Source organism: Ghiorsea bivora (assembly GCF_000744415.1).
GTDB classification, from domain to species: Bacteria; Pseudomonadota; Zetaproteobacteria; order Mariprofundales; family Mariprofundaceae; genus Ghiorsea; species Ghiorsea bivora.
This window is the reverse complement of sequence record NZ_JQLW01000010.1, coordinates 128,517-143,601: the sequence shown is the minus strand read 5'-3', so window position 1 is coordinate 143,601 and position 15,085 is coordinate 128,517. Positions and strand designations below refer to the sequence as shown.

The following is a 15,085-nucleotide window of genomic DNA, read 5'->3' as shown; positions in this document are numbered from 1 at the left end:
CGTGATGAACAGGAGGAACTCCGAATGGGAATAAATACGGATGGCGCAAAAATATTGGTGGTTGATGATGATATGCGGAACCGGATGCTGTTGAAACGTTTGTTAACTGATGAAGGGTATAATCACGAAGAAGCCAAGGATGGTGCCTCCGCTATTTCAAAAGTCAGATCCTATATGCCTGATTTGATTCTGCTGGATGTCATGATGCCTGGCATGAGTGGTTTTGAGGTTGCTCAACACCTCAAGAGTGATACAGCTACGGCTGATATACCGATTATTATGGTGACGGCGCTGGAAGATCAGGCTTCACGTGAACGAGGTCTGGCGGTTGGGGTGGAGGAGTTTATTAGCAAACCAGTCAAACCTAATGAGATACAGATCCGAGTACGTAACCTCTTGCGCCTCAAGCTGGCGATGGATATGGTGAAAGAGAACAATAATACCTTGGAGCAGGAAGTGCGAAGGCGGACTAAGGAGCTGGTCGGCTCATTTGAGGATGGTATTTATGTATTGATGCGCGCGGCAGAATACAGGGATGACGAGGGCGGTGCCCATGTGCGTCGAATCAGTTATTATACCAAAACATTGGCAGCCGCCTTGGGTAAAGATCAGTTTTTTTGTAATACGATTGCATTGGCCAGCATGTTGCATGATGTGGGTAAGGTTGGTGTAGCGGATCATATTATTCAAAAGTCCAGCGCACTGGATGCGTCAGAATGGAAGAAAATGCAAATGCATACGGTGATCGGTGCCAAGATCTTATCTGGCAGCAACTCCCCCTATATCCGCATGGGGAAAATCATTGCCCTGTATCATCATGAGTGCTGGGATGGTAGTGGTTATCCGCAGGGGTTGCAGGGTGAAAAGACGCCATTACCGGCTCGTATCATGAAAATATGTGATGTTTATGATGCATTACGTAGCCAGCGTCATCATAAAGAAGCATTTGATCATACAACTGCCGTTGATATTATTCGTTATGGGGACGATCGCATCAAACCTGCGCATTTCGATCCACGTGTTCATGCGGCATTCTTGCAAATAGCGAATGAGCTGGAAGAAATTTTTGCCAATATTAAGACGGCTGATCCTTTATGATACACAGGGAAAAGCTGTTACTGGTTGATGATGACGTTACCCGGCATGTCTATGGGGAAGCCTTAGAGCAAGCAGGGTACGACGTGATTGAAACGGCGGATTATGATCAGGCAGCAAAACTAATGGATGCATCCGTGAGTGTGGCGCTGGTGGATATTGCATCACATCAGGACCAGGGTTTGGAGCTGTTGTCCAGTATCCGGAAGCACTATCCGTTGTGCTCAGTGATGGTCATCTCAACACATGCCAATAAACACAATGCCATTGATGCACTGCGCAATGGTGCTGTCGATTATCTGGAAAAGCCGATAAACCACTTTGAATTGTGCAAAAGTGTAGAGCGTTGCTTATCCTTTCAGGCTTTAAAGAAAGAGAATATGCGCTTGCATGAAAGCCAGCGTTTGCAACAGCAACAGAGTGAACTGCGTTATCATCAGCTGATCGAATCGGTGCCGGTGGGTGTTTTAGTGATTTGCAAAAACCGGATTACTTATGCCAATAAGGCCGCCGTAACCATATTTGAAGCTTGTGATGCCGATGCTTTGATCGGTCGGCACCCATGTATACTGGCTGATGCTGCGGCCATGGATGTACTGCGTGTAAAAATGACCAGAGTATTAAATGATCAGCAGCCAGTGTTTGCATGGTCGTGCATCTTACAAACGACGACTGGAATGCATCTTGATGTTGAGTTGAGCATTATCCATGCTGATTATCAGGGGCAGCCCGCAGTGCAGTTAATGATCCAAGATATTAGCAAACATTTGCAATCGTTAAGGGAAATCAGCGAGAGTAAACAACGATTACAGGCGATTTTGGATCACTCTAGCGCCGTGATTTATGTCAAGGATGTTGACGGGGCGTATATGCAGGTCAACCGTTGTTATGAAAATCTGTTTCATGTGCGCAGGGAGGAGGTGCTAGGGAAGACAGATTATGACTTGTTCCCAGTGTCATCTGCTGATGCATTTCGAGCCAATGATCTTGCTGTTCTGCAACATGGTAAACCTTTGGAGTTTGAAGAGACCGTTCCTCATGATGACGGAGAGCATGTTTATATCTCGGTCAAATTCCCATTGTATGATGATGATGGTGAAACCTATGCTGTTTGCGGCATTTCCACAGATATTACCAAACGCAAACAGGCTGAAGCGAGCTTGCAGCAAACGCTGCTGGAAACAAAGCAGGCAGAAGCTGTCGCCTTGAATATGATGCAAGATGCGCATGCTGCCAGAGAAGCGCTTGAACAAGTCCAGCAGCAACACCTAGAGGCGCAACGTATTGCCAAGCTAGGACACTGGATGCTTGATCATATGCATCATAAACTGTTCTGGTCTGAGCAGACACTGCTGATTTTCGGAAAAGAACTCGGGGAGCAGTATTTTAGCTACGAAAGTTTTATCGAGGTGGTGCACCCCGATGATCGGGACATGGTGGAACGGACATTTAGGCAGTCGGTTGATCACAAAACTGCTTTTGATATTGAACACCGTGTATTGCTTAATGATGGTGTTGTTCGATGGGTACATGAACGAAGTAAAACAGAATATGCAGCAGATGGTACAGCATTATGTACGGTTGGTACCGTGCAGGATATTACTGAGCGGAAGCAGACCCGCCAGTTTATTGAAGAACAAAACCGCTTGCTGGAAATGCTGGCGGCAGGAGCCCCTCTGCAACAGATTTTGGAAGAGTTGAATTTGATGGTGGAGTCACAGTTACCTGGTGCCCGTTGTTCAGTTCTGGTTCTGGATCAGAGTGGCCAGCATTTATTGACTGCTGCTGCCCAACATTTACCGGCTGCCTATAGTCAGGCTGTTGATGGTTTGTCCATTGGACCCTCGGTGGGTTCATGCGGTACTGCAGCATTCAGGAATGAAGCTGTGATTGTCAGTGATATTGCAAGTGACCCACTTTGGGCGGATTATAAACAACTGGCGCTGACGCATGGTTTGCGCGCATGCTGGTCGCATCCGGTTCGTTCTGCATCAGGGCAGGTCATCGGTACATTTGCTCTCTATTTTAGTCAGTTGCGTATTCCTTGTGATGCGGAGCTAGTGTTGATGGAAACATCGGCTCACATTGCAGGTATTGCTATTGAGCGCAAGCAACTGGATGAACAAATTAACTTGTATAGTGACGAGTTACAGCGTATGGCAGAAGCTTCACAAAATATGGTTGGATTGCAGGATGCTGAATTACTGTATCAGAGCGCATGTGAAACAACGCAGAGTATATTTGACCTAGAACTAAGCTGGATTGGTCTGTTTGAGCATCATTCCGATAATGTGACGGTTGTTTGTGCATGCGGGGAGCAGCGAGAATACCTCTCCGGCATTACGATCAGCACAGGTAATGGACCCGATGGGAAAGGGCCAACTGGGCGGGCGTTCAGTACGGGCCAGGTTCAGGTATGTAATGATTTGGCAAATAGCCCGAATTATTCGCCCTGGCAGGAGCGGGCGCTGGCTCACGGGCTGGCTGCATCGGTATCGCTGCCTTTGCTTGGCGCCAAAAACAAGGTGATTGGCACGTTGAATCTGTATAGTAAAACAGCGAATTTTTTTAACAGCAACAGAATTAGAGTATTGAGTAACTTTGCCAATCAGGTCGCAACGGCAATAGAGAATGCGCACTTGCTGGAAAGCCTAGAGACACGTGTAAAACGCCGTACTCAGCAGATGGAGATCGCGCGTGATCAGGCGCAGGCAGCCAATCAAGCGAAATCCACATTTTTAGCTAATATGAGTCATGAATTACGAACGCCGCTCAATTCAATTTTAGGTTTTTCCGAACTCTTGCTTCTGGATCAGACGCACCCTATGGCGGTTGAGCAGAAGGTATATCTGGGTTATGTTATGGATAGTGGAAATCGGTTATTGAATTTGATCAATGACTTACTTGATATGGCCAAGATCGAAGCTGGTAAAATGGCTATGAATATAACGTGTTTTGAAATTCGGGAATTGTTGGAGCAAGTATTACACCATCATAGTCATGCATGTGGTAAGCAAAGGATTACTTCTCATCTAAAGCTGGATGATGATATTGGTTTATGTACCGCTGATGAGCAGAAAATCTATCAGGTAGTGGACAACTTGTTGGTCAACGCCATTAAATTCATGCCAGAGGGTGGTTCGCTAATTGTACAGGCTAGGTGTGTTTTGGCTCAGAACCTAGAGTTCTTGATTGCAGAAAAGGATGTTAAGATGCTCCAGATCAGCGTTACAGATACAGGCATTGGAATTGCTAAGGCTGACTATGACAAACTGTTTCAGCCGTTTCAGCAAATTGATAGCGGTTTGAGCCGACAGTATGATGGCACAGGTTTGGGGCTGTCGCTATGCAAACATATTATTCAGATGCATGGCGGTGACATCTGGCTTGATTGGAGTAAGCCGGGGCGGGGCAGCCGGTTTAGTTTTGTTATTCCTATGGATGAGCTGATAGCTGATGGTGGGGTAGAACATGAATAAACCGAAAATTATGATTGTCGATGATTATAAAACCAACAGATTATTGATTATGCATCATTTGGAAGGCGAGGGTTATCAATTTATCATGGCTGAAGGCGGTCAGCAGGCAATTGATTTGATTGCGCAGAGTGATGTGGATTTGGTGCTGCTCGATATTATGATGCCCGATGTGGATGGCATGGATGTGTTGAAGTATTTTAAGGCTCACAAACATCTGTGCGATATACCTGTGATTATGGTGACTGCACTGGAAGCACAGAATGGACTACCAGAGTGCCTATCACTAGGAGCCTGCGACTATGTGACCAAGCCAGTTCAGCGTTCTGTGCTGAAAGCGCGAGTTAGTACTCAGTTGTCACGTAAGAAGGCACTGGAAGAGGTGCGTGAGTCCCGTTTGCACCTGGCCAATCTCGTGGAGGAAAAAACCCGTGAACTGGAACAAACCTTAGGGCAGCTTTATCAGGCCCAGAAAATGGAGGCTGTTGGGACGTTGGCTGGTGGACTTGCACATGATTTTAATAATGTGCTCACTAGTATTACTGGGAACCTGTATCTAATTAAGCGGGGGGCAGACTCCCCCGATATGGTGCGTCAGCGCGTCACATTGATGCAAGAAATCTGTATGCAGGCGAGTGAACATATTCAGCAACTATTGCTGTTTTCCCGAAAAGAACAGGTGACTCTTTCCCGCGTTGATATAGGACACAGTGTCCGGACTGCTTGTGATATGGCTGGAACTGCTATTTCGGGTTCTATCCAGCTGGCGTGCATATGCCCAGAATATAGCTTGTGGGTGTACTGGAATGATACTCAAATTCAACAGATTTTACTTAATCTGATTACCAATGCCAGTCATGCGGTTGAAGGTGTGGATCAGCCATTGATCCAGGTTAAGCTGGATCTGTTTTCTAACGATGCACACTTTCAGCAATCTCATATAGGGATGCAGGATGATGTGTATGTGCGACTTACGGTGCAGGATAATGGTGTCGGCATGACGTCACAGGTACAGTCGAAAATATTTGAACCGTTTTATACGACCAAACCTGAGGGTAAGGGCACGGGTTTGGGGCTATCTATGGTCATCGGCTCGGTAGAGAGTGCGGGTGGTATGATCGAGGTAAGTAGCGAGCCAGGGGCAGGCGCAATATTTTCAATGTATCTTCCTCAGTTTGTGGAACCTAATGCGACAGATTGATGTTTTGACAGCCAATACATATTTTCATAAAACAGGATTATATGTTTATAATTGCTGTACAGGAATCAGGAGGGGGTGAGTGCTATGACAGAACAGACACTTGCTGAGCGCAGTCATGATGGTCGGATTGAACAGGGTATTTTGGCTGTTGTCGCCATTGGCAGCCCTGCAGGAGACCTAAAGACCATCTCTAGGTATTGGAAATCAGGCATGGTTTTACATTCGTATCATTCATATCTGCCAGCCACCACTGGAACCTGGTGCTTTTGTCAGTGAACCTAGAGATGAAAATTATTTATTTCACCGGTTATGAAAAATTGACTGAGGCTGACAAACGGGTTGAAACAGGGCTTGGCAAACCGTTCACCATTATCGAGTTGCGCTATATGATTGGTCAACAGTTTGATGTCTGAGGGTGTCGTAGGAGTGTCCAAGCTTATAGATGTTAATAGTATCGTAGGCAGTGACGAGTGTATTCGTCAGTTGGTGGAGAGTATTGATGCCGTGTTTTGGGTGACCGAAAGGAGCAAGCAGACAGTAATCTATGTCAGCCCTGCTTATGAACGTCTATGGGGGCGTAGTTGCAGTAGTCTCTATTGTTCACCGCTTAGTTGGCTGGATGCGATTCATCCTGATGATCGGGAGCGCGTGCGGCAAGCGGCTACGGCAAAACAGGTGGCGGGGGTATATGATGAACAATATCGAATTATCCGCCCCGACAGTTCTGTACGCTGGGTTCGTGACAGGGCCTATGCGGTTCGGGACAATGCGTGGCTGGTTGCTGGGATTGCAGAGGATATTACTGCACAACAACAGGTGAAACTCAGGCTGAGTCAGTCTGAAGCGAATTACCGCAATATTTTTGAGCTTTCCTATGATGCGATTTTTATTGTTAATCCGGGAACGCATGGTTTCCTGAATGTGAATGCCAATGCCGCAGGTCGGCTGGGCTATAGCAGGGAGGAGCTGTTGCGTCTTGGTATGGGGGATATTCATTTGGCCGATGAAGCTATCCTCCATGATCTGGAGCATATCGGCGGAGCTGTATTTGAATGTGTCCATCGACATCGTGATGGCACTGAAATACCCGTTGAAGTTAGTGCGAAGCTAGTCGTATACAATGGATGTAAGGCGTACCAGTTCAATGTGCGTGATATTCGTGATCGTAAACAGGCGGAACGACTGGCGCAGCAGCATATGCGGGAGCTGGCTCATGCTTCTCGACTAAAAGACATGGGTCAGATGGCGGCTGAAATTGCTCATGAGTTGCATCAGCCGCTATCCGCTATTGGCAGCTATAGTGATGCTTGCCTGAATTTGTTGAAAACAGGTGATTATACATCCGCTCAGCTGGTTGAAACCCTTGAAAAGATTGCTGTTCAGGCAAAACGGGCAGGCAGTGTGGTACACCGCGTACATGATTTTTCCTGCAAGGGGGAGGTAAACCTACGCTCGTTGGATATCAAGGATGTAGTCAAGGAGAGTATCCGCCTGATACAAATGGAAAACGAATGGCGAAAGGTGACTATTCGATTGTTATCTGACGATACACTGTTACCGGTTTTGGCGGATCGGGTGCTTATTGGTCAAGTTTTACTGAACCTAATGCGTAATGCTTGTGAGGCTATGGCAGATATGCAGCCCCATGAGCATGTTTTGACGATTAGAATTACTATGGTATCTGGTTATTTTATTCAGGTAGCTGTACATAATCACGGACAGAAGATAGATGCCAAAATGGCAGAACAGTTATTCGAGGCATATTATACCACCAAAAAAGCGGGAACAGGACTTGGTCTGGCGCTTAGTCGGTTGATTGTTGATAGTCATGGTGGGCGCATCTGGGCTGAGAGCGATCGCAATGAAGAAACGGTGTTTCGTTTTACCTTACCCGTGGACGGACGGCTGGAAGTATGACTCTAGGAGCTGTGGTATATGTGGTCGATGATGATGCGGCGATTCGTGATTCTCTGGCACTGCTGCTGGAGTCAGAGGGTTTGTGTGTGCAGCAATTTTCCAGCTGCTACGATTTTCTGAGTAAAAAAGTCTATACGGAGCCAGCCTGTATATTGCTCGATGTGTGTATGCCTGATATGGGTGGTCTTGAGCTGTTACTGGAGTTGAAGCAGCGGCGAATTCGAATACCCACCATCATGATGACAGCTTTTGCTGATGTGCCTTTGGCTGTACAGACTATGCAGAATGGAGCAGTAGACTTTATTGAAAAGCCGATCGATAGCCGCGTATTGCTGCAGTCGATTAATCGATGTCTGGAACGGCAACATATAACCAATGCACAGACAGCCAATGCTAAAGCAGAGAGGAAACGTCTGGCTTTGTTAACGTGCCGGGAACGTCAGGTGATGGACCTTCTGGTTCAAGGCAATATGAACAAACAAATCGCAACCCGTCTGGTGATCAGTCCGCGCACTGTTGAAGTGCATCGCGCCCGCATTAAAGAGAAACTGGGTGTCAGCACCTTGGCCGGTATAGTGCGTATTGCATTGCTTCATGATGATTCCACCTCGTAGGTAAAACCCCCTTTAATAAGCTTTATATAAGAGATAACTGTCCTGAACTAATATTAACCAGCTGCCTATTTAGGTTTTCAATATTGGTGGTGGGTACATCAATGGTTAGTGATACACGTGCCGAATAGTCAGCCTTTTGAATGTTGATATTTTGGGATTCAAGTAGGCGCTTAATATTGGTTTCTAGGTTGTAGTCAAACCTAATTTTAAATACTTTGGTTTCAACAAGAGTAATCGTTTTAAGCTTATCCATAGCAAGACTAGCAGAACTTGAATAAGCGCGAACTAAGCCGCCAGCACCAAGTTTGATGCCACCGAAATAACGCACCACAACCAATACAATTTCACCAATGCCACGGTGTTGTAATACATTTAAGATGGGTTTTCCTGCAGTACCTGATGGTTCACCACCATCGCTAAAACCTATGTCTGTGGTGGCTGTAGGGTGACCTGCAATATATGCCCAACAATGGTGTCTAGCATCGGGATATAGGGCTTTGATGTTTTGAATATATAGCTTAGCTTCAGCTTTATTTACCGCTGGTGCAATATGAGTGATGAAGCGACTTTTTTTAATGACTTGTTCATCACAAAGCTCTGTTTTAGGTATTTTATAACTCACAGTCGGCGATGTTGAAGGGCTGGTAGATGTTGGCGAATATTCTGCAAATGTTCTAGCGATAATGTGGCAGCCACAATACCTTCGCCTTGAGGTAATATTGCAAGTGTTTTGCCCCATGGATCAATAATCATGCTATGGCCATAGGTGTCACGCCCATCTTGGTGATGCCCCGATTGTGCGGCTGCAAGCACATAACTTTGATTTTCAATAGCACGGGCTTTGAGCAGCGTTGCCCAATGGGCTTGACCTGTTGGCACAGTGAATGCTGCAGGTACAGTGAAAATATTACAACCTTGTTCGCTATATTGCCGATAAAGCTCTGGAAAACGCAAATCATAACAAATAGACAAACCAATGTTCCAAATCTCGCCTATCTCAAAGTAACTTGGTTGTGTGCCGGGACTGGTATGCGCCGATTCTTGCCAAGATTCGGTGTGTAAGTCGGCATCAAACAAATGAATTTTATCATAGTGGTTGATCAACTCTCCATCAGGTGAAAACACAGGGCAATGATTAAAAAACTTACCCGGATTTTTTGGGTCGTTAACCAGTATGGAGCCTGCAATAAGCCAAGTTTTATAAGCTTTGGCCAGCAGGCTAAATCGTTCATAAATCTTAGTATAGGTTTCCTTTTGTACAGCCTTATGTTTTAAGTTTTGTTTGTTGGTGAGTAAAATAGCATTTTCGGGTAATACGATGAGATGAAAATCACCTGATTGGTACGGCGCAAGGATGTTTTGGATGCGCTTGAAGTTGTCATCAATGTCTTCTGAGCTACACAACTGCAGACAGGCAACATGTAAACGGGATAGTGACACGATTGAGAATCCTGTTTATTTGGGTTCGAGTTGAATTTCTTTTTTGTTGTGGTCAATCGTCATTTTATAGTGTTTAAAAAAACTCATGCCTAGCAGCCCAAGCTCGTTATTTTTGGTGGATATACTTTGAATGGTTGCTTCAACATGGGGTAGCTTAATTTTAGCCACAGATAATAATTTAATCTTTACCTTAGGTACCTTAACTTCACCATTGGCAGTTTGCGTGGTGACCATGGTGGAAGTGGAATCATATAAACCAGCGCGTTTGGCAATAATAGGGGGAATAGCCAGTAATGTTGCGCCTGTATCAACAATAAATGACATGGCAATACCATTGACGCTACCTTGCACAACCATGGCACCATCCTTGTCAATATAGGGGATAACCATGCTTAATTTATTCATATTATAGTTGGGGTTATCAACCGCATTAATACCTTTAGGTTTGTATTGTTTTGCCTCCATGCTTGGAGCCAAGTCGGTATAAGTGATGTTTCCATCATGATCAATAATTTTATACATCTCAGCATGTGATAGCCAAGGAAAGCTGAATAAAATTAGGTATATCAATACTTTAAGCATAGCGGCCCACCTTTAAGTAATTGCCCATATTTGCCTTGTCATTCAAAACAGGTTTAAGCTTTCTATCACATGCAGACATAATTGTCATCATGCCAGGACCATGTCCTGCCAGTGGTGAGTCGGAGTGAATCACCATGCCAATAGTAACCGCATCACGCCTGAATGTTCGTCCATAATTATTGTCATGATCAAGCACAGCTACAAAATCCCCAAACCTAAGTTTGTCTAAACCATGTTCTTTAACCATGGCTTCATCATGGCAAAGAATATCATAGTCACCCGTGGTCACCGATAGTGCGCCAATGCCCGAACCCATGGCATAATTGGGTACAATTACATTGACAGGCACTTCAATTTGCTTCTCTGCATTTTCCTTTAAGCCCATTTTTTCTAATAAATCAGGGTCGATGTTGTAGATAAATACATTATCATGGTCGATAAATTTTAAACCTTGTCCAAAACCGCGAATCATAAATTTATCATCGCAGGTCAACTTATCCAAAGTGCTGTCAGGGAAATCAATCATCAAATGATTCACGCCGCCATGATGACCAATCACCGTACCAGTTTCTCCTTTAGCTTCGCCAGAAATTACCCGCGCCTGATTACCACAGCAGGCATGAAATTGATAACCATCTTCAGACTTTCGGTTTTTATGCGTGAGAGTGGAGGAAACACCAGGTTCGATATGTTCACCCGCCCAACCAAACACAGAGTCGCCAACTTTCACATTATAAGTGATGCCACCCGTACTCGGCCAAGAAAATACTTCGCCTTGACTGCCCACTTCAAAAGGCGCCCACATTTGTGCAGGTGATACCCCACCTTGTACGCCAGTCATCACCAATTGTTTACGATTCGTCTTTAAGCTCATCTTGTTCTCCAGTTTCTAGCTCACCCAATAAGTGATGGGGAATTTCTTTTTTTGCTTTTCCTGATAAGTCGGCAAGTGTTTTGACTTGGTTGACCAAGTTACCACGCCCATTTTTGAGTTGTCCCAAGGCTTTATCATAAGATTTCTGTGCTCTGCCGATGTGTGTTTGAATATCTTCAAACGATTCAATGAAACCAACAAACTTATCATGCAAGTTGCCTGCTTGTTTGGTAAGTTTGGCAACATTCTCCGATTGCCGTTCATAGCGCCAAAGCTGCTCAATGAGTTTGAGCGTGGCATATAAGGTGGATGGTGTGACCACGGCAATGCGTTTATCAAAAGCAGCCTCAAAAATGCTACTGTCGGCTTCAATTGCCATCAAGTAAGCGGCTTCAATGGGCATAAACATCAAGACATAATCAGGGGAATGAATACCTTCCAAGTGGTCGTAACGTTTGTTGGCAAGGGTTTGAATGTGGGTTTGAATACTTTTGCAGTGGGCACGGATACATTGTTGTTTTGTTGCATTATCTTGACTACTCATGGCACGTTCGTAGTCGGTCAAAGATACCTTGGCATCAATAATCACTTGTTTATTACCAGGCATATCAATAATTACATCAGGGCGTTGACGTTTGCCTTCATCGTTTACAAAAGATTGCTCACGTTTGAACTCATAACCCTCACGCAGACCACTGCTTTCTAAGAGTTTTTCTAGAATCATTTCACCCCAATTGCCTTGTGCTTTGCTATCGCCCTTTAAGGCTTGGGTTAGGTTTAGTGTGTCTTGGCTCATTTGTATATTGAGTTCTTTGAGTTGTGACAAGTGTTGGCTAAGTGCAGAGCGTGCTTCAATATCTTCTTTATGCACTTGCTCCATGCGTTGTTTAAAGTCATATATATCTTTTTGCATGGGTTTAATGATGTGATCTAGGGTTTCTTTACTGGATGCTGTCATCTTGGATTGTTTTTCTTCAAAGATTTGGTTGGCAAGCAGCTTGAATTCTTGGCTAAGTTTGGTTTTTGCCTCATCGAGTAAGGCAAGTTTTTCGGCGTGATGTTTTTGCGCTTGTTCGTGTTCACTTTGTAGTTTAGCAAGGTTGGTGTGCAGTTTGGTGTTTTGTTCTCTTAATTGCTCGATAAGGGTGTTTACCTTAAGTTCTTCTGCTTCATATCCTTTGAGCTTCTCATCTTTATGTTGTATACGTTGTTCTAATACTGCATTTTGCTGATTGGCTTGATTCAGCTGTAAGGACATATTAGATACAAGAGTTTCTTGTTGCTGCTTTTCCTGTGTTAAAACTTGATGCTGCTCGCGCAATAATGAAAATTCATGTTGTTGTGCACGTAAAAGTTGAGCTTCATTCTCCAGTTGTTGCTTCTTGCGCAAGGTAAGGAAAAACCAAGGTGCGATGATAATGAGCAAAATAGTGAGAAATATTAAGCTTACTGTAAGTGTGTTCACGTGTTTTTCTCCAAGGTCATATGATAACATCATATGCAAGTATGGGCTGATGATAGGGTGGTTACCATGCCTTTGCACTTGAAAAATGAATTGTGATATAAATTAATGAACACCACCTTTAGGGGATTGCACTATATAAAACAATAGCTTATATGTTGTTTTTGGGTATGGTTGCGCCGATGAAGAAGTGCGTATTGATATTATTTTTCTTGTTGTTTTGTTCTCAGCAAACACTCGCTATGGGGTTTGGTCAGGCATCCTTGCATAGCCATTTGGGTGAACCGTTGGATGTGCGTGTGCCATTAATCATGGAAAAAGGCGAAACAGTGCAACAGTTTAAGGTGCAATTGGCCACGCCAAGTGAATACCTAAGCTTGGAACAAGTGCCACCACAGTCGTACCATGATATTCGCGTTGATATACAAATTTCTGCTTCTTCCACAGCTGAGGTTTATATTCATTCTAGTTATGCTGTTGATGAAGCAATTCTTGTTTTGGTTTTAAAAGTAAAACGAGGTAGAGGTGTTTTTTATAAAAAAATGCAGTTCTTTTTGGATGCTTTGGATATTCAGCCGACTAAAAAAACATCATGGGTGAGTCGTCCGAATGAAGCCGTGAAATATACGGCATCGCAACAACCACAAGGCAATCAAACTGAGTTCTTGCAAACGCCAACCAATCAGAACATTGCATCTTTTGCACGCACTGCTGATTGGTCGCGGCGGAGCAGTTATGGCCCAGTACAGTATGGTGATAGTTTGAGTGAAATTGCATATCGGTTGCGCAAAGATAAACGTTGGTCGAACCAACAAATCATGTTGGCATTGTTTGATGCTAATCCCGAAGCATTTGTTCATCAGGATATTAACCAGTTGAAGAAAGGTCGTTTTTTAAAAGTACCTGATGATGTTGCTGTAAAACAGTTTGTGAACTCCGAACGGTACCAAAGCTTAAAAGCATTGTTGCACCCAGTAAAAGCACAAGAAAATAATAGAAGAAAAGTGGGTGAATCAGCTTCGCTTGCGCAAAATAAACAAGCTGGTTCACCATCGTTTCGTGGGCGGATTTCTTTGGGTTTACATGAAGATTTGGCAATGTCACAGGAGAATTCCGAAGTGTTGCAACGGTTGGATAAGCTGGAACCTATGTATCAACAAGCCATGGCAACAGGTTTACGGCTTGATGGTATGGATACCAAGGTAGAGGCGCTGGCAAAAGAGTTGGGTCAGTTGCGACATAAGGTGGACGCCTTATCTCGCATACAAACAAGGCCTGCGCCTGAATCGGGTTCGTATGCTTGGTTTTGGTTTTTTGGCTTGTTGCTGTTAAATATTGTTTTGTTTGCGGTTTATTTTTATAGAAAACAAATGAAGTCATGGCAAAACAAGTTGATTGAGGCACAGCAAAGTATGCTGCAGTCAGTAGCAAATGGTGATGTAAAAGACGTGAAAAATTATCAAAATATAGATAGTCAAACGTCTAGTGTGCTGGAACAAAACAAAGAAGCTTGGGATGATGAAAATCAAGTTGTGGGTTTGGATGAATATGACAGTATGGTAGGTGATGATGTATCGGGTACACACGACAACCAAGGGTTGGATGTTATTTCAATCGGTCATATGCCTAGTGTTGCAGAAGCAGATGTGGACCATGACTATGTGAGTTTGTTTGAAGAAGCAGTGCATAAGAAAGACTGGCAGCAAGCGGAAAAATATTATGCTTTGATGGATGATAAAGAAAGTTCACGCCCAAGAATTCAAGCGTTGTGGGTGGAGAAACTCCACCGTTCGAATAATATTATGGAGCGTAATCTTACGCTGCTCAACCTTTCTCGGCTTTATGAGTATGATCAATGGCATCGGTTTTGTTCGTATTTTGATCAAGATATTTGGCATGAACTGCAAGATGAAAAAGTGATCAGTTATACGGGCAAGGTTGTGGAGCCTGAGATGGATAAAATGAATCAACAACTTATGGCCAGTGAGCAAGGTATTGATAAAGCAGACCCTGTTTTAGACTTGTCGGAAGCGGGACGATTTGATATTACGGTTCAAGATTTTCAGGTAGGTATTAAAGACAGTGTTGACAATGCAATGTTGGATACATGGGATGAAAAAGGTGAAACGGGTGCACATAAGGTCGAGCAAGCCTTAGAGGATGATTCCATTGTGGGTATGTGCAGGGTTGACGCTGATGATATTGAACCTATAGCTAAAGATGATACTTCAGCTTTAGCACTAGACTTTGATTTTGAACTGGATACCGATTTAGGTGTTGAATCTGTTGAAAAGTATCAAAACCTTACAAAAGGTGTGGTAAATCATATAAACAATGGTGAAGATGATACAGTGATGGTCACGCCTAAAATGTTAGATGTTATGGAAGCTAAAAAAGCTGAGTCTATCAAAAAAGAAAATTGAT

Annotated in this window: 13 protein-coding genes; 8 read left to right on the top strand and 5 right to left on the bottom strand. The window is 44.0% G+C overall.

The genetic code is table 11. The features are described from left to right. Positions 1-24 precede the first annotated feature (24 nt). From DM09_RS08920 to DM09_RS08895, 7 genes are all read left to right on the top strand, one after another. The gene (locus DM09_RS08920) at positions 25-1,098 is read left to right on the top strand and encodes a response regulator (RefSeq protein WP_038250073.1); all 1,074 of its coding nucleotides are present in this window, start codon (positions 25-27) and stop codon (positions 1,096-1,098) included. Continuing rightward, positions 1,095-4,574 (top strand): GAF domain-containing protein, encoded by a 3,480-nt coding sequence (locus DM09_RS11190; protein WP_051938348.1) that lies wholly within the window; start codon positions 1,095-1,097, stop codon positions 4,572-4,574. Before DM09_RS08920 ends, DM09_RS11190 begins: the two co-directional genes overlap by 4 nt. Then, on the top strand, positions 4,567-5,772 hold the full coding sequence (locus tag DM09_RS11185; RefSeq protein ID WP_051938347.1) for a sensor histidine kinase: 1,206 nt from the start codon (positions 4,567-4,569) through the stop codon (positions 5,770-5,772). The genes DM09_RS11190 and DM09_RS11185 overlap by 8 nt, the downstream gene beginning before the upstream one ends. An 84-nt stretch (positions 5,773-5,856) precedes the next feature. Continuing rightward, positions 5,857-6,048 carry a hypothetical protein gene (locus tag DM09_RS11610; protein WP_157753684.1) on the top strand — a complete coding sequence of 64 codons (192 nt, stop codon included), beginning with the start codon at positions 5,857-5,859 and terminating at the stop codon, positions 6,046-6,048. After that, positions 6,045-6,185, top strand: coding sequence for a hypothetical protein (locus DM09_RS11665; RefSeq protein ID WP_198401663.1), 141 nt, complete (start codon positions 6,045-6,047; stop codon positions 6,183-6,185). Before DM09_RS11610 ends, DM09_RS11665 begins: the two co-directional genes overlap by 4 nt. 13 nt (positions 6,186-6,198) lie before the next feature. After that, entirely contained in the window at positions 6,199-7,689 is a 1,491-nt protein-coding gene (locus DM09_RS08900; RefSeq protein WP_198401662.1) for a PAS domain S-box protein, read from the top strand. Positions 7,690-7,709: 20 nt separating this feature from the next. Continuing rightward, the gene (locus tag DM09_RS08895; protein ID WP_232507798.1) at positions 7,710-8,303 is read left to right on the top strand and encodes a response regulator transcription factor; all 594 of its coding nucleotides are present in this window, start codon (positions 7,710-7,712) and stop codon (positions 8,301-8,303) included. Positions 8,304-8,325: 22 nt separating this feature from the next. Here DM09_RS08895 and DM09_RS08890 read toward each other — a convergent pair whose 3' ends face one another. Genes DM09_RS08890 through rmuC form a run of 5 tightly spaced genes read right to left on the bottom strand, consistent with a single transcriptional unit; the run spans position 8,326 to position 12,664 of the window. Then, positions 8,326-8,925: a YigZ family protein gene (locus tag DM09_RS08890; protein WP_051938346.1), complete on the bottom strand. Its 600-nt coding sequence runs from the start codon at positions 8,923-8,925 to the stop codon at positions 8,326-8,328. Continuing rightward, a complete protein-coding gene (locus DM09_RS08885) occupies positions 8,922-9,743 on the bottom strand; it encodes a carbon-nitrogen hydrolase family protein (RefSeq protein WP_038250064.1) in 822 nt (273 codons plus the stop codon). The genes DM09_RS08890 and DM09_RS08885 overlap by 4 nt, the downstream gene beginning before the upstream one ends. 15 nt (positions 9,744-9,758) lie before the next feature. After that, positions 9,759-10,325, bottom strand: coding sequence for a retropepsin-like aspartic protease family protein (locus DM09_RS08880; RefSeq protein WP_038250062.1), 567 nt, complete (start codon positions 10,323-10,325; stop codon positions 9,759-9,761). Beyond that, entirely contained in the window at positions 10,318-11,199 is an 882-nt protein-coding gene (locus DM09_RS08875) for a DUF4438 domain-containing protein (protein ID WP_038250060.1), read from the bottom strand. Before DM09_RS08875 ends, DM09_RS08880 begins: the two co-directional genes overlap by 8 nt. Next, positions 11,177-12,664 (bottom strand): DNA recombination protein RmuC, encoded by a 1,488-nt coding sequence (gene rmuC / locus DM09_RS08870; RefSeq protein ID WP_232507797.1) that lies wholly within the window; start codon positions 12,662-12,664, stop codon positions 11,177-11,179. The genes DM09_RS08875 and rmuC overlap by 23 nt, the downstream gene beginning before the upstream one ends. Before the next feature lie 179 nt (positions 12,665-12,843). Here rmuC and DM09_RS08865 point away from each other — a divergent pair, with 179 nt between their 5' ends. Then, positions 12,844-15,084, top strand: a complete 2,241-nt coding sequence (locus DM09_RS08865) for a type IV pilus assembly protein FimV (RefSeq protein ID WP_157753680.1) — start codon at positions 12,844-12,846, stop codon at positions 15,082-15,084. Position 15,085 lies beyond the last annotated feature (1 nt).